This window comes from Planococcus sp. APC 3900 (genome assembly GCF_030407735.1).
GTDB lineage: Bacteria > Bacillota > Bacilli > Bacillales_A > Planococcaceae > Planococcus > Planococcus notacanthi.
In genome coordinates, this window is record NZ_JASDCT010000006.1 from 24,243 (window position 1) to 43,486 (window position 19,244).

Here is a 19,244-nt window from a genome sequence, read left to right on the forward strand (position 1 = left end):
TTGGAGGTGTTCCGGATATGCAGACAGAAACCAAAAAAATTATTCAGGAATCATTGGATGCTTTGCTTGAAAACGATTCATTCCTGCCTGATTTGGCGGACCGCAAGCAGGCTTTCGCTTCACTGAGCGCCATTCTTTCTACACCTGACAAAATACATAAAGCCTTCCTGAGGGTCCCTTTGGATGACGGGAGTGTCGTTCGGATTCCCGCTTTCCGTGCACAGCACAACGATGCAATGGGCCCTTATAAAGGCGGCATCCGTTTTCACGAAAGCGTCAATGAAGAAGAAGTCATCAACCTGGCATTTCTGATGACTTTGAAAAACGCACTCCACAAAGTGCCGTTCGGCGGCGGCAAGGGCGGCATTGTCCTTAACCCCCGCGAATACTCGGAAAAAGAACTGAATCTCATTTCCAGAAAATACGTCCGCTATTTCTCAGATGTTATTGGTCCGGATAAAGACATCCCCGCGCCTGACATGGGTTCTGGCGAGAGGGAAATGGACTGGATGATGGCAGAATACAAAAAAGTCCATCACGGTACCCCGTACCTTGGAAGTTTCACCGGTAAAAGCGTTGTAAACGGCGGGTCGCTTGGAAGACGGGAAGCAACCGGAAAAGGCGTTTATTTCACATTCCGCTACCTTCTTCACGATTACGTGAAAGCCAACGAACAGCTGCTGTCCACCAGTGATAACCCTTTTGCCAAGACGACTTTGGAGCTCTACGACCGCCCATTGAAGATGGCTGTCCAAGGCTTTGGGAATGTTGGTTCCGTAGCTGCTCTAGAGGCTTATAAATGTGAGTTGATCGACCACAAAATCGTTGCTGTCAGTGACCGCAACGTAACCTTGTATAACGAAGACGGACTGGATATTCCCGCTTTGATCGAATTTACCAAAACCAACCGTGGAGATTTGCCAGCAACAGAAGAGCAGTTGCAAAGTGCCAGCATCAAAGCGGAAATAAAAGAACGCGAGATCCTGGTCACCTTGCCTGTCGATGTCCTGCTATTGGCGGCACTGGAAAACCAAATTCGTGAAGACAATGTGAAAGATGTAAAGGCGCGGATCATCATTGAAGGCGCGAACGCACCAACGACAGCCGAAGCCGATGAATACTTGAGTGAACAAGGCGTTGTCGTCATCCCTGACATCTTGGCAAATGCCGGCGGAGTCATTGTTTCCTATTTCGAATGGTTGCAGGGCCGTGAAACGCAGTTCTATACAGAAAAAGAAGTTTACCGGTTATTGATCGAAAAAATGCAGGAAACAATGGACATGATACTGCCGCAATACTATGGCGATCCATTTAACCTCCGCCAAAATTGTTTCATCCATGCTGTTATGAGGCTATCCACTGTGATTTACCGGCAAGGAAAGCTTTATTAAGAAAAGCGCAAGCAGCCGTTTAGCCTCGACAAGCGCTGGAAGCCTTACCGGTAATGGCGGTCTTTGCCATTGCTGGTAAGGCTGAAGCGACTCGAGAGGCTGGCTGCTGGAGTCTGGACAATAAGAAAAGCGCAAGCACCTAAAAGTAGAAAATGACTTAAAACGCACAGCCCTTAAAATTGGGCTGTGCGTTTTTTACTGCTCGGACATTCTTCGTTGGTGGGAAATTCTGTACGCGTCGTGGCGGAAGTTTAGAATACGGTCTTCTGAACATGCAATGCCTTCCGTAACAAGCGTCGGATCAAAAACAATCTCGTCCGCTTCCGGCGCCTCTTCCACGATCGCCAAATAACCGATCGTCAGCTTTTCCCGGTCGTCCGGCCATTCTTTTGTCGGATCGTCTGTAGGATCTTCCGGTTGCCCCAAAATGACATCCAGACGGAAATTCACTGGGCCTTTTGCAATCCGGTCCTCAATATCCGCTTCAAAAGAACCGACTGGCAATTTAACGGCATCGAGCGGCGACAGGGTTTCCACTGCTTCTTCTGGTTCCCACAAGTATTTAACAGGTCGGCGCTGGCCTTTTAGATCAATAAAATAAAAAGCATGGACCGAGTTATACTGGCCGGTCGCAAAACTGGCCGGTGCCTGCATTTTGCGGATGTTGTTGAGCATCGCTCCACTTTCCGGATAATCTTTCAGCAAGCCTGCCAGTTCCGTTATGCTGGGCTTGCCTTTCTTGAACGATTTTGCGACACCCAGCATTTCTGTGAAAATTTCGGGTGTTTTTGCAAAGAAAATGGGAGACGTGACACCCACGATATTGGTCGCCTCTCCGTTCGCCAATTCGAATTGGACGGCCATTCCTTTGACTGGAGACATTGCATCTGCCCATGTCGGGTCTGGAGAGAAATGCGAAAAACGAACAAAAGCTCTGCTTTCCCCTTTTTGCAGATGCGATGCTGTTGTCAACTCACTGGCGGAACCTGTCGCTGTAAAACGGGCTCGGTAACTTTTCCCTCTGGCATGGGCTCTTCGGTACCCTTGATGTCTGCCAAATACCTTTTCAATTCGGTCAATGGCTGTTTCTGCTAACTGTGACTTTTTCATTCCTTATCACCTCTTCATGAGAATCCATACCCTGTTTATACAAGGAGTAAATCTGTATATTTATTTTTCCCGCAATATAATTTCTTCATTGGGATTGAATATTCTATATTATAGAGGGAATACAAAAAAAGAACGCATCATACAAACTAAAGGAGGCAACATCAGTGGATTTCAAACATGAAAACAATAAATTCTCGGCTGTGGAGAATTCCGAAGAACTGGCTTACCTGAGTTATGTAGAAAATGGGGACGTATTGACCGTCGACCATACCGAGGTATCCCCCAAACTGGAGGGCCAAGGAATCGGCAAAAAATTAGTTTCACAGGTCGTTGAGTTCGCACGCAGCGAAAACAAAACAATCGACCCTCAATGTCCATTTGCACACAGTGTCATTGAAAAAACACCTGAATTCCAAGACGTATTGGCTAAATGAGAGAGCATCCGCAAAAGCGGATGCTTTTTCTTTTGCCTTTGTTTGAGAGCTTTAACAAGGGGAACATGAACAGTAAAAAGGGGTGGAACAGATGAAGACATCGCTTGAGGAAGCCGTGCAAATGTGCGCACAACCCTTCCGCTCAGTTGAAGAATTGACGCCACTATTAGAAGCGATCGGTGATGCGAAATTTGTTCTTCTGGGAGAAGCAACACACGGAACATCCGAATTTTATACCTGGCGGGCAGCGTTGACCAAAAGATTAATTTTGGAAAAAGGCTTTTCGCTGATTGCCGTTGAAGGTGATTGGCCTTCCTGCCAACAGGTAAACCGCTACATCAAAGACTTTGAAGGGAACGGGAAAAAACCGGATGAACTGCTTGCGGCTTTTACCAGATGGCCGACCTGGATGTGGGCCAATAAAGAAATCGCTGATTTTGTCAGTTGGCTGAGAGAGTACAATCAAGCAACTTCCCAAAAAGTTGGTTTTTATGGCATTGATGTATACAGTCTTTGGGAATCGATGGAAGAAGTGATTCGCTATTTAACCGACATTAATCCGTCCGGCGGAGATGCTGAATTGGCCAAGAAAGCATTTTCCTGCTTTGAACCATTTAATCGCGAACCGGAAGATTACGCAGTGGCTGCTGCGGGCTTTTCCAAGACCTGCGTGGAGGAAGTTACAAAATTGCTAGCCTCCATCCGCTCGAACGAAGACCTGTACAAAGATGAATATGAAGGCGATTTGAATTTAAAGATCAATGCCATGGTGCTAAAAAATGCAGAAGACTATTACCGGGCAATGGTTCAGAGTGGTGAAATTTCTTGGAACATTCGCGATGAACATATGGTGGAGGCGATCAACGAAGTTCGGGATTATCATGGCAGAGAGGCAAAAATCATCATTTGGGAACACAATACCCACATCGGCGATGCCAGTGCCACGGATATGAGAAATGAGGGAATGACCAATGTAGGGCAGATTCTGCGTGAACAAAACCGCTTAGAGGATGTTTATGCAGTCGGCTTCGGAACGCACTCCGGAACGGTCATTGCCGCCCCTTCTTGGGGAGATCCGGCCGAAGAAATGACAGTCCCACCTGCCACCCCCAATACGTGGGAAGATGTTCTGCACCGAACCGGCGCCTTCAATAAATTCCTATTGTTTCATTCGGAGAATTTCGCTCTTTTTGATCGTTGGGTTGGCCACCGTGCAATTGGCGTCGTCTATAACCCGGAACATGAAGCCTATGGCAATTACGTCCCTTCAAAAATGTCGCAGCGCTATGACGCCTTCGTCTTTATTGATTCCACCCATGCACTCCGCCCTCTTTAGCTGAATCGTCTTTTCTGAGCGTTATCTTTCGCCCGAAAATTTTAGAATGTTATGATAAAAACAGACTTACTTAAAGGAGCTGGACTATTCATGACGGAAAAGACGCAACTTGGAAAGACGGGTTTATACATCAATCCCATCGGCCTTGGCATCAATGCGGTGGGCGGACATAATCTTTATCCAGATTTAAACGAAGATACCGGCAAAGAACTGGTTCACGCCGGCATCGATAACGGATTGAATTTCATCGATACGGCATATGCTTACGGCTATGGCCGATCAGAAGAATTATTGGGTGAAGTGCTGCAGGAATCCGGGGCTCGCCATGAGCTGGTGGTGGCCACTAAAGGAGCTCAGCGTCGCCAAGGTGAGGAGCATGTCACTGATAACTCACCGGCATTTTTGAAACAGTCAGTGGAAGATAGCCTGAAACGCCTTCAAACTGATTATATCGACTTGTTCTACATCCATTCTCCCGATGAGCAAACACCGAAAGCAGAAGCAGTCGGTGCATTGCAGCGCTTGAAGGAAGAAGGAAAAATCCGTTCGATCGGCGTTTCCAATTTCTCCATGGATCAATTAAAGGATGCCAATAAAGACGGTTACGTAGATGTTTTTCAAGGCGAGTACAATCTCTTGAAGCGTCAGGCTGAAGAAGATTATTTCCCTTATGTAAAAGAACATGGAATTTCCTACGTTCCTTACTTCCCTTTTGCGGCCGGCTTGTTGGCGGGGAAATACGATAAAAATAAAACTTTTGATGATTTGCGGACAAACATGCCCCATCTTCAAGGAGAAGAATTTGAGCGCAACTTGGAGAAGGTACGAAAACTAAAGAACATTGCAGAAGCCAAAGGTACGGAAACAGCACACATCGTCTTGGCCTGGTATTTGGCACGCCCCGAAATTGATGGCGTGATTCCCGGTGCTAAACGTGCCGATCAGGTATTATCGAACTTAAGTGCACTCGACGTCCAATTGAGCACAGAAGAAATTTTGGAAATCGGTTCTATTTTTAAAGATTAATCCAAAAAAAGGCGATCCTTGGAGGATCGCCTTTTGTTGATTTTTATCTGAATTCGCCATCGTTGATATTGTATAGATAACTCCAGTTATCTGCTTTATACAATTCATGGAACGTAATGCGTTCCCCGGTTCCAAGTGTCACTTCTTCTCCGGCAATTGCTACTACCATTGCTGTCCCAGTGTTATCGAGGTTCAAATAAACATCCCCGATAGACGGACGGACCGCATTCTTTTCACGCAACACTTCCTCTAGCTGAGAGTCCTGCTCCAGCTGTTCAGCTGAAACTTTTGACTTATCCAAGTAGACGATATCGTTGCTGTCCTGTTCTTCTCCAGACACCATAACGAGAAATTCTCTCGATTTCACTGTGTTTTGGCGAGTGGTGATGACATTCTTGCCTTCAACAGATTCCACTTTTTCGAATTCATTCAATGAGTAATGATCCATATAATCAGGATCCGGTTTAGTGATTAAGATATAGCCGCCTTCTTCTGCCGGACGGTCTTCATGCAACGTGTACCTAGCACCAAAAAATAGGAAAGAATCCATATGTTTCGGTTTGTAGAACGTGACTTCTTCAGCCTTGCTGGCGACTTGCTCCATATCCTTGATGCGGAACATCAGCACCGACTTTTTAGCCAACGGTTTTACAGAATACACTTTGTGCAATTCATTTTGGTAATAGACGAATTGTCCTTTTCTTACTTGAAGTAATTTCATAATTTGCCCTCCGATACTGTCATTGCCATGGCTTCATTCTAGAGGAAAAATGGGTAGAAGTCCATGCAAGCACTTGAATTGTTTGGTATGCTACTATCACAAAACGATTAGTGATGGAGGTTCCTATACATGGACAACGAAAATAGAGATGAATACATTATAAAAAAATACCAGCAGGATGAAGAAGTGATGGTCCAACTTTTTGTTCAATGGTGCATGAACCATCAATTGGACGCCGCTGAACTATACCAGCGTGCCTATCCCGGACAATTGCAAAGCCCCGTTCTGTCTGCTGCCATCGAGCAAGCAGGTACAGAAGAACTGGAAATCGACCACGAAACGTTGCTCGATGTCCTGCAGGTGTTTGGAAATGATGATCTGGCTTTTGTCGTTTCTGAAGAAATTGACAAGCTCCCTAAAAAATAAAAGATCGAAGTGCGCAAGCACTCGATCTTTTATTTTTTGCGTTTCCGCAGTTCTTTGGCTTTGTTTTCAATATAGCTCGTGCGCAAGTTCTCATACCGGTTGGATGCTACATTGCTGTAGATTTTATCGAACTTCGAATCATCTTCGACCGGTTCAGCGTCTTCCGCTTCTTCGGCTTCTACAGGCTCTGGACGTTCTGCCAATTCTTCTTCTTTTCTCTCTTCCACCACCATCAAACACCCCTTTGTGATTTTCCTTAACTGAATTTTCCCCTTGCTCAGCCCTTTGTAAACAAAAGAGGCGGCTTTCTCTAATGAATCGACAGCCGCCATTCTTTGTTAGACAGGCAGTTTCATGTCTTTTAATGCTCGCCCAAGAAATTCAGCAAGCTCGAGCATGCCAAATTTTCCAGCCACTGCTTCTGCATCGGCATTGTAATTCGTATTGGTGTTGACATCATACGTAAAGATTTCCCCTTCAGCGTTGCGGATAAATTCAATACCGGCCACATCAATTCCGTTGCTGCTCAGGAACGCTTCGTATTTTTTCAAGATCGGATCATCAAACCCATTAATCACTTGGAACTTCGGTTTTTCTTCAGCTTCTTCTCCTACCGGACAGAACAAGTCGTCGATGCGGCAGGCATCTGCTGGGCATAGCTCAAATCCTTCTGAAGTATCCACTTGAACTGCGTAGACAAATTTTCCGCCGACAAATTCACAGCGCGTGATAAAAGGTTGTGGTGCCTGAATATACTCCTGGATCAAGGTAATTCCATCAATGGACGGTTCAAATTCAGGGCCATCAACATATTCCTTCAACGCTTCAAGTGAATGGAACAAACGCACACCCAATCCTTTGCCCGCCCGATTATGTTTGGTGATGAATGACGGGACAGCCATTTTTTCAGCAGCTTTCAAAATCTGCTCTTTGCCGTTTGCCGCAATCGTTTTCGGCGTCCGGATTCCCGCTGCATTCAATGCCATGTATTGGTTGACTTTGCTGACTTCAAGTCGCAGGGCACGGCTGCCGTTAAAAACCGTACGGCCATGATGTTCCAGCCAAGCCAGCACAGATTCAGTCATTTCAGGCGCAAAACGATGCCCTCTAGTGTGCGAAGAAGCGCTCATACGACTGTAAAATACGCCTTCCGGCGGTGTTTCATTCAAATCAACCAAGGTTTCGTTAATAAACCAATCTTCATAAGGGAGCCCCAATTCATCGAGCCGTTTAAAAAGATGGTTAGTCCATTCTTCGTTTTCATGTATAACGTAAATTTTCTCAGACATGCCGTATCCTCCCAGATGTGAAGCGCTTTAAACGCTTTTCCTTATGGTGCTGCTCACAAAATTCAATCTTCTAGAATAAAATCAGTATACAATAATCCAAGATATTCTTACCAGTAAACTAGACTTTATCTTCTTCCCTTGAAAGGACCCTTCCATCATTTAGCGAAAGAAGCAGGCATGACAACTGCTGCGACTTCTCCTGTCGCACATAGCGCTTCATCTGCATATACTTTCACTGCCACTTTAAACTTTTTGGGATGAATCTCTTCCACAGTGCCCACTGCCTTCAAGACAACTCCATGAGGCGTCGGCTTCAAGTAATCCACATGCAAACTAGCTGTAACAAAACGCGGGGGTTCTTCCCCGCTCCCCGGCTCAAAACCATTTTTCCGGTGAAGTGCCAATGAAGCCGAACCTGTCCCGTGGCAATCCACCAGCGAAGCGATCAATCCACCGTATACGAAACCGGGAATCGCTGTATGCGCTTGCTTTGGTTCATACAAAGTGACTGTTTCTTCGCCGTCCCATGCGGTGCGGAACTGGTGCCCTTCTTTATTGAGGCGGCCGCAGCCGTAACACCAGGCAAATTCTTCTGCATATTCATCCTGTATCGCATTTACTAACTGTTTTTCCATGTTTTTTTCCTCATTTCATTGAAGTATGTAATCCAGAGACATTAACGCTTTTCATCAGACAAAGGAAAAAGCATGATCCTTTTCATCAGATCATGCTTTTCCTTTTTCCATCCCTCGAAAATCCTGAGGGATTTTTTGCACGCGGAAAATTTTATTAAATTCTTCCTACAAACTGTACATCTCTGACGAATACGAAACTCTCGTCATTGCAGTTTAGTTGCGCTGACTGTCACTTGCCGATAGGGCAATAAGGTTCACATATACATCTCAGTGAATTTTTTGGTTCTGCAGTCAGGCTTTCAATTGCACTTCCACAAAAAACTTACGGCTTACTGTTTGAAACACTTTCCGGATAGAAACCCGAATAACAATGGTCCCTGACAAGAGTGAATATCGTCAGTAAAGCAAATTTCCCGCCAAGGCTGTGCAGTTTCTCGTCTGAAGGCGATTCTGGATCGAATCCAGTCGTATTCTTCCGACGGTGATTCCGCCTTGTATTGTTATAGTACCCACCTTCTCCATAAATATAAACCTGTTTTTCTAAAATTTTTATTAAATTCTGAAGAATATTTTTACTTTTTCTTACCCAGCCTCTATACTGATAATTAGTTCGAATTCCGTAATACATAGAGGAGAGATCACATGGTTAAAAGTTTACCTGCACGTTCAGCTGTCCCGGTTGAAGAGACTTGGGATTTATCGAGTTTATTTTCAAGTTCTGAAGAATTTGATCAAGCCTTGGAAAGTTTAGAGCAAGATGCAGCAGCTCTCAGTCAAAAAGCACAAGGCACTATTGTAGATGCCCCTTCTGCCATTCAGGTTTTGACGGATTACATGGCTTTCTTGGAAAAGTTAGTGCCACTGAGCACTTACGCCAGTTTAACGATCAGCACAGACCAAACCAATAATGAGGTTCAGCTGCAGTCCAGCAAATTCGGCGCAGCCGCTGCCAAAATTAGCAGCAAGCTGTCTTTCATCAACAGCGAGCTTCTCGAGCTGCCGAAAGAAACGTTGGAACAGGCGATGCAGGAGTCTGAAGAATTTCACGTATTTTTGAAGAAATTGCTGCGCCGAAAACCCCATCAGCTGCATCCGGAAGTGGAAAAAAGCCTTGCCGCTTATTCCTCTACTTTCAGTGCGCCTTATGGCCTTTACAACACTACTAAAATGGTCGACATGAGCTTTGAGGATTTTGAAGTAAATGGCCAAGCCTATCCGCTCAGCTATGTATCCTTTGAAGGAGACTGGGAAGCGGAACCTAATACAGAGCTTCGCCGCGCCGCATTTGAAGCGTTCTCGAACAAACTGAAGGATTACCAGCACACAACTGCCAAAACTTACGATATGCAATTGCAGATGGAAAAAACAACCGCAGACCTGCGCGGCTATGACAGCATTTTCGATTATCTTCTCTTTAACCAGGAAGTGGACCGTTCCCTATACAATCGGCAAATTGACTTGATCACCGAGGAACTGGCGCCGCATATGCAAAAGTACGCCAAGCTCCTGCAGAAAGCTCATGGACTGGATCGCATGACATTCGCCGATCTGAAGATTTCCCTGGATCCAAGCTACGAACCGGAAATTACAGTGGAAGAGTCCAAACAGTATATCGACGACGCTCTTTCCATTATGGGGACTGATTATATTGAAATGGTCGATCGGTCGTATTCGGAAAGATGGATTGACTTTGCGCAAAACAAAGGCAAATCGACCGGCGCTTTCTGTTCCAGCCCGTATGGCAATCATCCGTATATTTTGATTTCGTGGACCGGCCGTATGAACGAAGTTTTTGTACTGGCTCATGAGCTTGGGCATGCTGGACATTTCTATAATGCAAACCGTGAACAGAACGTTCTTAATGCACGTCCATCCCTTTACTTTATCGAGGCTCCTTCTACGATGAATGAAATGCTGGTAGCCAACCACCTGCTGAAAAGCTCGGAAGATCCGAAATTCAAACGCTGGGTGATTTCTTCGATTGTGGCTAGAACTTATTACCACAACTTCGTTACCCATCTGCTTGAAGCAGCTTACCAGCGCAAAGTATACGAGCGGATTGATGCCGGACAAAGCGTCAATGCTGGAATCCTGAATGACATCAAACGCGGCGTCCTGGAGAAATTCTGGGGAGATGCCGTCGATATCACAGATGGCGCTGAATTGACGTGGATGCGCCAGCCGCATTATTACATGGGCTTGTATCCGTACACGTACAGCGCCGGATTGACCATTTCGACTCAAGTATCCAAACGGATCCTGAATGAGGGCCAGCCAGCTGTCGAAGAATGGCTTGAGGTCCTGAAAGCCGGGGGCACTAAAACACCTGTAGAGCTCGCACAAATGGCGGGAGTCGATATCACAACCGAACAGCCATTGCGTGATACCATTGCCTATATCGGCGAACTGGTGGATGAATTGGAGCGTTTGACTGAAGAGATCGAAAAAGAATAAATTTAAAAAGCCGTGCGCCTAATGCGTACGGCTTTTTAAATTGTCGGGATACTTCTGTTAAGCGTCGCTTTTCATTGGAGTACAAAACATCTCACGATTTTCTATTGCGCCACAACAAAAGCTGTTCCACAAAGATGGCGATGATAGTACCGGTAATCAAGCCGTTCGATAAAGTGGCAGCCAAAACCGAAGGCAGGTTCGCCATGCTTTCAGGCGGAACAAACATGATGCCGACGCCGCTCATCAACCCAAATGCCGCCACTTTATAAGAATGCTGGCGATTCTTTTCATTTTCCAATTCCGTGAACGCCATTTCCACCATTTTGGTGAATACTGCAAAAATGACTGCATAGGCAACCGGTGCCGGCAAAGAAGCTAAAATAGCCATGAGCGCAGGAAAAAAACTGATCAGCACAACGATGATCCCACCGAAGACGAACGGCTTCAGACCTGGTGTCCGGGTGGCGCTGACAAATCCTGCCGCTCCCGAAATCGGCACAGGGCCGATGGAGGAAAACAGGCCCGCAATAATGTGATTGATGCCAGAAGCTGTCGAAGCCTGTTTGATGCGGTCTGGTGCTTCAATCGAGAAGGAATTTTTCAAAACGCTTTCCATTACTCGGACAGACGCCATCATATTGGCAATCAGCAGAAGAGTCAAAAACAGAGCCGTAACGAACATTCCGCTGTCCCAGAGCAAAGGTCCAAAGACCAGCATTTCCGGCAACGAAACCAAAGCACCCGCCGCACCTTCCGCTTCCGGCGCTTTGCCAAGAATCCAGAAAATCAGCCAGCCTGCAGCAATCGCAAACAGAATGGAATAGCGGCTGACCCAAGCCCGTTTGTGGCCCATGAAAAAGAATGTCAGCAAAATAACCGCAATTCCCCCCACCAGGATTACACCATCCACCGGATCACCTTCTGAGACGATGCCCAATAAACCCGTTAAAATCGATTCGCTGATTTGGAGAACCAACAGCAGCAAGTACACAAATGTGATGGTTGGTGTAAACAGGATCTTCAATTTATCGACCAAACCGGTATAAGCGAACACGATGAACAAGACGCCGCTATACAATAATCCGCTTTGCAATGCCTGCAGGGATTCTTCCATGGTGCCATACATGATGCCGACCAAGCCGGCATAAACAATGAAGATGCCCCACCATAAACCAGCGGGCCCTTCATTGATCGGCATGCGGTGTCCGATGGATGCCTGCACCAAGCAGGCGATGCCAAGCACAAACATGGTCCGCTGCACAAACAGTGCAGTATCTGCCGTGTCCATGCCAAAGATGCTGGCAATTGCTATCGGCGCTGCAATGGAAGATGCAATCAAGAAGACCGCCCATTGCACACCGCCAAAAATATTTTTCATAATCGTCGTCCCCACTTCTTCAGTGCCTTGTTTGCATTCAGTATACACCTATTGAAAAGATCAAAAAAAGCCCTGACGGTTGTCAGGACTTCGGTTTCTCGCGAGCTGCTTTTTCTTTATTCACTTTGTAGACTTTTTCTTGCGGATCGATACGGTCTTCGTTTGGTTTCTCCGCGTCAAAACCGTCCTTGTAGACAACCGGATAACCTTGTTCTTCTAATTGCTTCACTTGCTTGCGCGAAGCTTTAACCAATAACCGCACAATCAGCACGGATAAAATGAATATGATCACGACTGAAATAATTCCAGGGATGTATTCTGATTTGTCTTCAGGAAAATATAAAAAATCCATTGTGTTGATTCCCACCTTTAAACCTCAAGTTTCATTTCATTATACATGATTGAGGGTTCTGTTTTCTCAAGGAACGTGAACATTTCATGGCAAGTTACGCTAATGCAGATCTACTAGAAAAGCCGACTTCCAGTGAAATCGGCTTTTCTCCAAAACGATTAAGGATTTTCCGAAACCACGGTAAATCGTCTGTTTTTATGTTCGCCGCTCTCGATTTCATCGACTAACGCCAGTGCATAATCTGCATAGCTGATATAGCTTTTTCCTTTGCTGTTGACAATAAAACCATCGTCACCTTTTTGGTAGCGCCCTGTTCGGCGGCCTTCCGGATCAAAGAATGCCGCAGGACTCAAGAATGTCCATTGGATTCCTTCCGAGGCTTCTAAATCAGACAAGTTTTGCGCTTGGCTATTGGCAATCGATTTGAACGCTTCAGGAAACTCTGGAGTTTCAGCCAAACGAGTGGTCCGTGCTTCATCAACAAACAAGCTGCCAGCACCTCCGACTACAATCAGACGAGTATCAGGAGCTTCTTTGAGTGCGTCAATCAGAATTCTGCCGGCTTCGATATGCTGTTCTGCTTTTTCAGGCGGTACGCCAAATGCATTGACGATCACATCAAAAGGCGCCAAATCTTCTGCGGTTAAACTGAAAACATCCTTCTCAAATACCGGAACATCCGGGTTCTCGACCTTTTGTGAATTTCGGACGATGGCCGTTACTTCATGGCCCCTTTTTAACGCTTCTTTTAAAATTAAATTACCCGCTTTTCCTGTCGCACCAATTATCCCTATTTTCATTTACTTCTCCTCCAGTCTCTATGATCTACATACAAACGAACAGCTTCGTTCTGGTCTGAAACCAGTGAATCATGAAGAGCAACTGCCGTGGAACAGTTCAAGTAAATATTAGGCAGTCGTCACATTGAAACGATTTGCTGCTTGCTTTAGCACTTCAAATGAACGTTTTCTTTTTTCCTGATCGTAGATATAGGACACTGCAATCACTTCGTCAACCTGCAATTGAGCTACAAATTTCCCCAGCTGTTCGCTGATTGTCTGTTCATCGCCTTTGAAGGTGTATTGTGACATGCCACGCACCATCATTTCTTCACGGTAACTCCATTGGCCGTCCATCGTATCCAAAGGCGGCTGAAGCAAGTTCTTGCTGCCTCTCACAACGTTCAAATAGAACTGATCACTGGATGTCGCCAATTTCTCCGCTTCTGCATTGGAGTCGGCAGCAACGACGTTTACACAGACCATTACATATGGTTCCGCCAAGTATTCAGAAGGTTTGAAGCCGTTGCGGTAAATCTGCAGGGCCTGTTCAAGCTGCTGCGGCGCAAAATGTGCAGCAAATACATAAGGCAGGCCAAGACTTGCGGCCAATTGGGCACTTGAGGTGCTTGAGCCGAGGATATAAACCGGCACTGCCGTTCCCACACCAGGATGCGCCTGAACCGGCCCCTGACTATCAAGCGGCTTCAAGTAATTCTGTAATTCAACCACGTCCTGCGGAAAAGCAAATGCCGTTTCCTGTGTTGTTCTGCGGAGCGCATGCGCTGTCTGCATATCCGTACCCGGAGCGCGCCCAAGGCCCAAGTTCAAGCGGCCTGGATGCATGGTTTCCAAGGTGCCGAATTGTTCCGCGACCACTAGTGGTGTATGGTTTGGCAACATAATGCCGCCCGATCCCACCTGAATGGAATCCGTATGTTCAAGAACTTTGGAAATCAAAATTGCCGTAGCAGAGCTGGCAAGTGTAGCTGTATTATGATGCTCAGATAACCAGAAACGGTTGTAACCTAACTTCTCTGCGTGCTGAGCGATTGCAACCATTTCATCCAATGCGTCTTTCGTCGTTCCTCCTTCACGGACTGGAACCAAATCCAGAACGGAAATCGGAAATGAATCTATCGGTTGTGGCATTTTTTAACTTCCTTTCATCTTTCATATGCTTTAAGGATAAAAGGAAAATATCTGGTATACAAACTATCTGCCTGCTTTCAGCTGAATCATGCAGAGATGTCCGGCCGTTTAAATTTCATAGCGTTCGCCTATTGCTGCGAACTCCACTTTGCCTGAATAACTGGACTTTGCCGCGTCCAAAATTTCATTGAGTTCTCCATATTGCGGTAAGTGGGTCAACAGCAAGCGTTTGGCACCGGCGCGTTCAGCCAATTCTCCTGCTTGGCTGCCGCTGAGATGCCCTTGGATGATGCCCAAGTATTTTTCATAAAGGTTGGATTCGGCAACCAAAAGATCCGCCCCTTCTGAAAACCCGATCAACTCTTCTTTCCAGCTGGTATCTGCCGTAAATACGACACTCCTGCCATTAGAAGTGAATTTCAGGGCTAAACAATACACCGGATGGATCGTTTCACAGAACGATACTTGCCATGGACCCAGCTCCAAGGTTTCCGCTTCTTGTATGGCCCGCCCTTCTGTAACGCCTTTATATGACAGTTTCTCGAATTCTGCCGGTTCTCTGTCATGGGCATAAATCAGCAAAGGCGTTTCCCATTCCTTCAACTGCATCCCCACCATCGCAGCATGTTGCAGTACACCAATATCCGCCACATGGTCCGGATGGTAATGGCTGATGATCACCGCATCCAAATCACTTAACTTTGTGTAGTTTTGAACAGCTGCCAAAACTCCGCTTCCGCAATCCACTAAACAACGGAACCCATCTTGTTCGATTAAAAACGAAGAAGTCGCCTCATTTTTATTGGGGTAGCCACCCCAAATGCCAATCGGTATAATGTTCAAAAAAATCACTCCCTGTTTCTGATTTTCTACAGTATACCCGATTGCCAACAGATCCTCTTGTTTAACCTGCTGCTCATCGTGGTATGCATGGTAATAAGATAGAAATTACTTGGAGGGATTACATTGACTTTAAAAATGACAGTCGAAAACGCATTGCAAGCCAAAAAGGAAATCGAAAAACTAGAAACGCAAGGTTATACACTTGATGACATCTACATTTTCGCACATGATAAGAAACGCACGAAAGACATTACTAAAGCATTGGATACAGAAGAAGTCGGTTTGAAAGAACAAGGCTTCCTGGACAGCATGAAAAACATGACGAGTTCACGTGGCGATGAACTTCGCGCTAAATTGGCAGCTGCCGGATTATCCGATCAGGAAGCAGAACAATACGAAGAAGAACTTGATAAAGGAAAATTGGTTATTGTCGCGAATAAAAGCGTAGAATAAAGCATACCCCTAAGCATCACCGATTAATTCGGTGATGCTTTTCTGTTGAGATTTTTTAACCAATAAAAAATTCTAATTTTTTATTATTCTCCTATGTTATTTTTACCCAAATCCATTTCTAGGTATATAGAGTGAACTATACATATGCACCTTATTTTCCATTGAGTGTAAACGCTTTTTTTGCTATATTTAGATAGGGATTTTTAATTTTTAAAAAACTTACTAGCGCGATAGTTTGCACCAAGGGGGAGCAGCATGAAAAGTTTAAAAATGGGGAGTGCCTTTGTCGGCATCATTGTGGGGGCCGGATTTGCTTCCGGACAGGAAATTCTTCAGTATTTTACAAGCTTCGGCTATATGGGGACTGTTGCCGCCATCCTCTCAACAGCATTATTTGCATATTTAGGTATGAGTTTAACAAGACTCGGCAGCCGAATGAAAACCACATCGCATAAAGAAGCCATTTTTGGCGTCAGTGGAAGAATTATCGGGACGATCATCGATTACATCATCATTCTGACTTTGTTTGGTGTAGGCGTTGTCATGATTGCAGGGGCAGGCTCTATTTTCTCCCAGCAATTTGGATTGCCGGCTCCGTTAGGAAGCACTGTTATGGCCGTTCTGGTCGTTTTGACCATTATGTTGAATGTCAAAAAAGTCATTGCCATTATCGGCAGCATCACGCCATTTCTAATTATTGCTGTCGTCGGTTTGTCTGCATACAGTTTGCTGACAATGGATGCCAGCTTTGCATCACTGGATGATATTGCCAAAGAACAAGTTTCAGCATTGCCGAACTGGTTCCGATCCGCCATCAATTATGTGTCATTTAATATTGCCGTTGGCGCTTCGATGGCTATCGTCATGGGTGGAACAGAAAAGGACGAAAAAATCGCAGCACGCGGCGGGTTGATCGGCGGCCTTATTCTCGGAGCGTTGATTATCCTGAGCCATTTGGCGATTTTCTCCAAAGTGGACGTAGTCGGCAGCGCAGAAATGCCATTGCTGCAAATCGCAGATGACATTTCACCGGTTCTCGGTGTCTTTATGTCATTTATTCTCTTCGGGATGATTTACAATACGGCAGTCAGTATGCTGTTTTCATTCTCAGCGCGTTTTGTCGTGATGGGTACAGCAAAATTCCGTATTTTCGTTATCATCGTTGGGATTGTCGCTTATATCTTAAGTTTTGTCGGGTTCACTGAGCTCGTCCGACTGTTTTATCCGATTGTCGGTTATCTTGGACTGGTCCTCGTTGTAGTCTTAATCGTTGCTGACATCCGAAAACCACATAAAAAATTGAACCGCCCATAACACCCAGACCGCCAAAGCCTGCAATACAGCTTTGGCGGCTTTTTTATGGTACGGTAAATAAAGGAAATGTGGAGGCGTTCATGGAGCTCCGACAGGCTTAAGGCAAATCAGTCTTGCGGCGTATCTGTGCCGCTGGGCTGGGCTGACTTAAGACCCCGAGGAGCTGGGCGCCGCAACTGGACAAAGAAAAGCGGAAGCGGCCGTCTAGATTCGACAGGCATAAGGCAGATCAGTAGGGTGGCGTTCTTTGCCGCACAGCTGGGTTGACTTATGATCCCGAGAATCTGGCCGCTGGAGTCTGGACAAAGAAATGCGGAGGCACCCGATGCAACTGGGCGCCGCAGCCCGATAACAAAAGAAGAAGGAGTCTTTTTTATGAATCAATTTATCAAAACACCTGAACAGCAAACATTAGTCGATCAACTCCGTGCCCTTCAGCCCGTTTTCCAGGCGCGTGAGCCGGAACTGGATGCACGCGGCTCCTTCCCTTTTGAAAACATCAAAGACCTGAAGAACATGGATTATCATACATTGACCTTGCCGAAGGAATTCGGCGGCCAGGGATTTGAATTATACGAATACGTACTGGCACAGGAAGCCATAGCGGAAGGTTCAGGAGCGACCGCTCTTTCCATCGGCTGGCATGTCGGAATCGTTCTGGAATATGCAGAAAATCGCCATTGGCACACAGAGTCAGCAGAATGGCTGATGGCTGAAATCGCAAACGGCGCGCTCATCAACACAGCCGCTACAGAAGCGAATGCCGGGAGCCCCGCCCGTGGCGCTTTGCCGCGCACTTCCGCTGTTTCCGACGGAGACCATTATATTATTAACGGAGAAAAAACCTATACTTCCATGGCACCTGCACTCGATTACATTTTCGTGACAGCTGCTGCAGAAAATGACGAAGTCATTACTGTCATCATTCCTCGCCACGCCGAGGGAGTATCGATTGATGAAACCTGGGACATGCTGGCGATGCGGGGCACAGCAAGCCACACACTGGTCCTCAACGATGTCCGGATTCCCAAAACCTATATCTTGAAACCCATGGGCATTGCCCCTGCTAAAGGTTGGCTGCTGCATATTCCAGCTTGCTATATTGGAATCGCCGCTGCAGCAAGAGCCTACGCAGTTGAATTCGCAGCCAATTACATACCTGCGTCTCTCGGCAAACCCATTGCAGAAACATCTGCCATTCAGCAAACCATCGGTGAAATGGAACTGGAACTAGCGACTGCCCGCCATCTTTTATATGGCACGGCAGAACGTTATGCTCTTGCCCGCAATAAGAGTGAGATGGACGAAGCTTTGAATATCACGAAAATTGCTGTTACCCAGGCAGCCATGGGCATCGTGGACAAAGCGATGAAAATCGTCGGGTCCCGCGCCCTTTCAGAAGACAATCCAATGCACCGCCATTACCTAAACGTCCGTGCAGGGCTTTACAATCCGCCAATGGAGGATATGGTCAAGGGCCAATTGGCTGTACAAGCAATCAAAAGTTTTACTCAACCATCAAAATCAGAGGTGAAATAAAGTATGGAAACCACCGTTTGGATCAATGATACACAAATCAACGCATACAACTTTAAAGAAGAAACAGTCGAAGATACCAGTTCCCAACAGCAAAAAAGAAAAATCAGCTTTGATTTCAAAGTGACCAGCGAAGAATATCATGACATCGCTGTACTGCTCTATGAAATGAATTTCCGAATTCGTGTTCCTGAGCAAAAATTGGAGTTTGATGCATCCATCGCCAATTATTCAACGTCCATCACTGATTTATACAAACCCGGGCAAGTAGCCGATTATTATTTGGAATTGATTGAACAGGTCTAAACATGAGAAGAAGCCCATAACCTGATCCAGGTTATGGGCTTCTTTTTAATTCCGCTTGAAGCGGCTTCTTTTTTTCTTCGTTCGGAGCCTTGTCATCAGTTCTTCAGCTTGTCCAGTCTTGGCGATGGATGTTTCTTCATCCAACGTGACAGCTAATTGTCCATTTTCCGCATCGATGGTAAACCAGGAATTGACTTGGCTTCCTTCAGGAAGGCGATTGGCAGGCAAGACCAGTTCGACCCCTTCTTCTTCAACCAAAATGACCGCATGTCTGCCGTCTTCAATTCGATCCAAAATCCCTTTCATCCC

At 45.9% G+C, this 19,244-nt stretch carries 21 protein-coding genes; 10 read left to right on the top strand and 11 right to left on the bottom strand.

Translation table 11 applies throughout. From position 1 onward, the window contains the following. The first annotated feature begins 17 nt into the window (after positions 1 to 17). Positions 18 to 1,391 carry a Glu/Leu/Phe/Val family dehydrogenase gene (locus QMA04_RS12750; RefSeq protein ID WP_290186185.1) on the top strand — a complete coding sequence of 458 codons (1,374 nt, stop codon included), beginning with the start codon at positions 18 to 20 and terminating at the stop codon, positions 1,389 to 1,391. 195 nt (positions 1,392 to 1,586) lie between these two features. On the opposite strand, the gene QMA04_RS12755 is transcribed toward QMA04_RS12750, so the two are convergent. Beyond that, on the bottom strand, positions 1,587 to 2,501 hold the full coding sequence (locus QMA04_RS12755; protein ID WP_290186186.1) for a catalase family peroxidase: 915 nt from the start codon (positions 2,499 to 2,501) through the stop codon (positions 1,587 to 1,589). Positions 2,502 to 2,665: 164 nt separating this feature from the next. On the opposite strand from QMA04_RS12755, the gene QMA04_RS12760 reads away from it, so the two are divergent. The 3 genes from QMA04_RS12760 (at position 2,666) to QMA04_RS12770 (ending at position 5,297) form a co-directional block, all read left to right on the top strand. Then, a complete protein-coding gene (locus QMA04_RS12760) occupies positions 2,666 to 2,935 on the top strand; it encodes a GNAT family N-acetyltransferase (RefSeq protein ID WP_203340554.1) in 270 nt (89 codons plus the stop codon). Positions 2,936 to 3,026: 91 nt separating this feature from the next. Then, positions 3,027 to 4,271, top strand: a complete 1,245-nt coding sequence (locus QMA04_RS12765) for an erythromycin esterase family protein (protein WP_290186187.1) — start codon at positions 3,027 to 3,029, stop codon at positions 4,269 to 4,271. 90 nt (positions 4,272 to 4,361) lie between these two features. Next, positions 4,362 to 5,297 carry an aldo/keto reductase gene (locus QMA04_RS12770; RefSeq protein ID WP_290186188.1) on the top strand — a complete coding sequence of 312 codons (936 nt, stop codon included), beginning with the start codon at positions 4,362 to 4,364 and terminating at the stop codon, positions 5,295 to 5,297. A 43-nt stretch (positions 5,298 to 5,340) separates the two neighbouring features. Here the strand turns inward: QMA04_RS12770 and QMA04_RS12775 are convergent, their stop codons facing one another. Further along, positions 5,341 to 6,018 carry a hypothetical protein gene (locus QMA04_RS12775; protein WP_290186190.1) on the bottom strand — a complete coding sequence of 226 codons (678 nt, stop codon included), beginning with the start codon at positions 6,016 to 6,018 and terminating at the stop codon, positions 5,341 to 5,343. Between the two features lie 129 nt (positions 6,019 to 6,147). Between QMA04_RS12775 and QMA04_RS12780 the strand changes: the two genes are divergently transcribed. After that, entirely contained in the window at positions 6,148 to 6,444 is a 297-nt protein-coding gene (locus QMA04_RS12780) for a hypothetical protein (protein WP_290186191.1), read from the top strand. Between the two features lie 29 nt (positions 6,445 to 6,473). On the opposite strand, the gene QMA04_RS12785 is transcribed toward QMA04_RS12780, so the two are convergent. The 3 genes from QMA04_RS12785 to QMA04_RS12795 form a co-directional block, all read right to left on the bottom strand. Continuing rightward, positions 6,474 to 6,677 carry a hypothetical protein gene (locus QMA04_RS12785; RefSeq protein ID WP_290186192.1) on the bottom strand — a complete coding sequence of 68 codons (204 nt, stop codon included), beginning with the start codon at positions 6,675 to 6,677 and terminating at the stop codon, positions 6,474 to 6,476. Positions 6,678 to 6,782: 105 nt separating this feature from the next. Next, positions 6,783 to 7,733, bottom strand: coding sequence for an ATP-grasp domain-containing protein (locus QMA04_RS12790; RefSeq protein ID WP_191715385.1), 951 nt, complete (start codon positions 7,731 to 7,733; stop codon positions 6,783 to 6,785). Positions 7,734 to 7,888: 155 nt separating this feature from the next. After that, the gene (locus tag QMA04_RS12795) at positions 7,889 to 8,368 is read right to left on the bottom strand and encodes a PaaI family thioesterase (RefSeq protein WP_191715384.1); all 480 of its coding nucleotides are present in this window, start codon (positions 8,366 to 8,368) and stop codon (positions 7,889 to 7,891) included. A 642-nt stretch (positions 8,369 to 9,010) separates the two neighbouring features. Here QMA04_RS12795 and pepF point away from each other — a divergent pair. After that, positions 9,011 to 10,822, top strand: a complete 1,812-nt coding sequence (gene pepF, locus QMA04_RS12800) for an oligoendopeptidase F (RefSeq protein WP_290186193.1) — start codon at positions 9,011 to 9,013, stop codon at positions 10,820 to 10,822. A 91-nt stretch (positions 10,823 to 10,913) separates the two neighbouring features. Here the strand turns inward: pepF and QMA04_RS12805 are convergent, their stop codons facing one another. The 5 genes from QMA04_RS12805 to QMA04_RS12825 all read right to left on the bottom strand — a co-directional run bounded on the left by QMA04_RS12805 (position 10,914) and on the right by QMA04_RS12825 (position 15,326). Beyond that, on the bottom strand, positions 10,914 to 12,200 hold the full coding sequence (locus QMA04_RS12805) for a purine/pyrimidine permease (RefSeq protein WP_290186195.1): 1,287 nt from the start codon (positions 12,198 to 12,200) through the stop codon (positions 10,914 to 10,916). Positions 12,201 to 12,282: 82 nt separating this feature from the next. Beyond that, a complete protein-coding gene (locus tag QMA04_RS12810) occupies positions 12,283 to 12,552 on the bottom strand; it encodes a hypothetical protein (protein WP_203340563.1) in 270 nt (89 codons plus the stop codon). Positions 12,553 to 12,710: 158 nt separating this feature from the next. Continuing rightward, complete coding sequence (locus QMA04_RS12815) at positions 12,711 to 13,352, bottom strand: NAD(P)-dependent oxidoreductase (RefSeq protein WP_203340564.1); 642 nt, start codon at positions 13,350 to 13,352, stop codon at positions 12,711 to 12,713. Between the two features lie 108 nt (positions 13,353 to 13,460). Further along, positions 13,461 to 14,483 (bottom strand): LLM class flavin-dependent oxidoreductase, encoded by a 1,023-nt coding sequence (locus QMA04_RS12820; RefSeq protein WP_290186199.1) that lies wholly within the window; start codon positions 14,481 to 14,483, stop codon positions 13,461 to 13,463. Positions 14,484 to 14,591: 108 nt separating this feature from the next. Next, complete coding sequence (locus QMA04_RS12825; RefSeq protein ID WP_290186201.1) at positions 14,592 to 15,326, bottom strand: MBL fold metallo-hydrolase; 735 nt, start codon at positions 15,324 to 15,326, stop codon at positions 14,592 to 14,594. 123 nt (positions 15,327 to 15,449) lie between these two features. Here QMA04_RS12825 and QMA04_RS12830 point away from each other — a divergent pair, with 123 nt between their 5' ends. The 4 genes from QMA04_RS12830 to QMA04_RS12845 all read left to right on the top strand — a co-directional run bounded on the left by QMA04_RS12830 (position 15,450) and on the right by QMA04_RS12845 (position 18,935). Next, complete coding sequence (locus tag QMA04_RS12830) at positions 15,450 to 15,779, top strand: YflT domain-containing protein (protein WP_203340567.1); 330 nt, start codon at positions 15,450 to 15,452, stop codon at positions 15,777 to 15,779. Between the two features lie 255 nt (positions 15,780 to 16,034). Then, the gene (locus QMA04_RS12835) at positions 16,035 to 17,093 is read left to right on the top strand and encodes a YkvI family membrane protein (RefSeq protein ID WP_290186203.1); all 1,059 of its coding nucleotides are present in this window, start codon (positions 16,035 to 16,037) and stop codon (positions 17,091 to 17,093) included. A 375-nt stretch (positions 17,094 to 17,468) separates the two neighbouring features. After that, entirely contained in the window at positions 17,469 to 18,632 is a 1,164-nt protein-coding gene (locus QMA04_RS12840) for an acyl-CoA dehydrogenase family protein (RefSeq protein WP_290186204.1), read from the top strand. 3 nt (positions 18,633 to 18,635) lie between these two features. Continuing rightward, a complete protein-coding gene (locus QMA04_RS12845; RefSeq protein ID WP_191715375.1) occupies positions 18,636 to 18,935 on the top strand; it encodes a DUF3219 family protein in 300 nt (99 codons plus the stop codon). Positions 18,936 to 18,980: 45 nt separating this feature from the next. Here QMA04_RS12845 and QMA04_RS12850 read toward each other — a convergent pair whose 3' ends face one another. Continuing rightward, on the bottom strand, positions 18,981 to 19,241 hold the full coding sequence (locus QMA04_RS12850; RefSeq protein ID WP_290186207.1) for a DUF3006 domain-containing protein: 261 nt from the start codon (positions 19,239 to 19,241) through the stop codon (positions 18,981 to 18,983). Positions 19,242 to 19,244: the final 3 nt, after the last annotated feature.